Raw genomic sequence first — 951 nt, forward strand, 5'->3', positions numbered from 1 at the left:
GTCGGCCAGGGGCGCCGGAGCGGGCAGGGGCAGGGCGCCGATCATCGGCAGGCGGTCGGGCGAGGCGGGGCGGAAACCCACCCGGCCATCGAGCCGGGCGGGGTCGAGGTCCGTGGCCGGGGCGGCGACGAAGCCCGGCAGCATGGCCGCGAGGCGCTGCAGGTTCTCGGCGTGGTCCTCGGGGCGCAGGCCGGGGTCGGGGTCGTCCACCGCGAAGGTGGCGCCGGCGCAGCGCAGGCCGTCTACCGCCGGGCTCACGTAGCCGCCGCGACACACCACCACCCGCGGCGCGCTATCCGCGACCGCGGGCAGATGGGAGACCTGGCCGCGCGCGCTCGCCACCGGCAGGCTGGCCTGCTCGAAGCCGGCGATGCCGGTGCCGGGCGCGAGGATCGCCACGGGGGCGCTCGCGATCGTGCTGCCGTCGGGCCCGCGCGCGTGCCAGGCGCCGCCTTCGTACCCGAGCCGCGCCACGGTCTGGCCGAAGTGCCCACGCACGCGTCCGCCCGCAGCCTCCAGGCTGGCCGCGCACAGGCTGGGCGGCTGCACCCAGCCGCTGCCGGCGAACCACCAGCCGCCATTGGCGACCGCGCAGCCGGCGAGCTCCGCCGCCTCGTCGATGCCGACGAAGCGCAGGTGCTCGGGCGGCAGCGCGAGGCGCTCGACCACCGCGCGCATCTTGGCCTCCTGCGTGGCGTCGCGCCCCAGGTGCAGCACGCCGCAGTCGTCCGCGCGCAGCGCCAGGCTGCGTGCGCGCAGCTGGTGGATGCGTCGCCAGGCGTACAGGCTGCCGGCGCGGGTGAGCCGGCTCATGCGGTTGTCGTCCAGGCTGGGCAGCGGGCGCAGCACGCCGGCGAGGTTGCCCGAGGCGCCGCTCGCGGGCGCAGGGGCGCGGTCGATCAGCGCCACCGTCCAGCCGCGCTCGGCGAGGCGCTCGGCCACGGTGCAGCC

1 protein-coding gene is annotated in these 951 nt (G+C 78.2%); it reads right to left on the reverse strand.

The features are described 5' to 3' along the window. Positions 1 to 951, reverse strand: a 951-nt coding sequence (gene mnmC1, locus C667_RS23350; RefSeq protein ID WP_004390395.1) for an FAD-dependent 5-carboxymethylaminomethyl-2-thiouridine(34) oxidoreductase MnmC1, incomplete at both ends; no start/stop codon positions are given.

The sequence above is a fragment of the Thauera phenylacetica B4P genome (genome assembly GCF_000310225.1).
Classification (GTDB): domain Bacteria; phylum Pseudomonadota; class Gammaproteobacteria; order Burkholderiales; family Rhodocyclaceae; genus Thauera; species Thauera phenylacetica.